The organism is Mesorhizobium sp. M7A.F.Ca.CA.002.15.2.1, assembly GCF_003998715.1.
GTDB classification, from domain to species: Bacteria; Pseudomonadota; Alphaproteobacteria; order Rhizobiales; family Rhizobiaceae; genus Mesorhizobium; species Mesorhizobium ciceri.
In genome coordinates this window covers 1-525 of the sequence record NZ_RZPI01001237.1, presented here as the reverse complement: position 1 = coordinate 525, position 525 = coordinate 1, and the positions used below count along the sequence as shown (strand labels likewise).

General features: G+C 62.3%; 1 protein-coding gene. It reads left to right on the top strand.

Features of this window, described 5'->3' with window-relative positions; translation table 11 throughout:
• A partial coding sequence (locus ENZ74_RS33865; protein WP_127313383.1) for an aminotransferase class V-fold PLP-dependent enzyme occupies positions 1-438 on the top strand: 438 nt, incomplete at its 5' end.
• Positions 439-525 lie beyond the last annotated feature (87 nt).

Sequence of the window (525 nt, the reverse complement as noted above, 5' to 3'; positions counted from 1 at the left end):
GTCGACTACTTTGCCGACCTTGGCGCGGCGGCGGGCGAGGGCGGTTCAAGAAGGCAGAAGATCGCCAAGGCGTTCGCGGCTTCGATCGCGTACGAAAACCCGCTGGCGCAACAACTGATCGACGGCCTGTCCGATATCGAGGGCTTGACCGTCCACGGCATCACCGACCCGAAGCGGCTCGGCGATCGCGTGCCGACGGTTTCCTTCACGGTCGAGCGCATCGTGCCGGAGACAATCGTGCGGCAGATGAACGCCGAAAACATCTTCCTGTGGTCCGGTCACAACTACGCCTGGGAGATCGTCCACCAGCTCGGCATTCCAGCCGAGCATGGCGTCGTGCGCATCGGCATTGCTCACTACAACACGGCAGCCGAAATCGACGAAACGCTGGAAAGTGTGCATCGGGTCATCGCCATGCTCAGGCAGCAGCGCTCCTAACGCTGGCTTGAGCACTCACCGCATCTTGCCGCCGAAGCCGGTGAGGAACGCGGTGAGATTGTCGCCGAGTTTGTCGCAGAGGTAGCC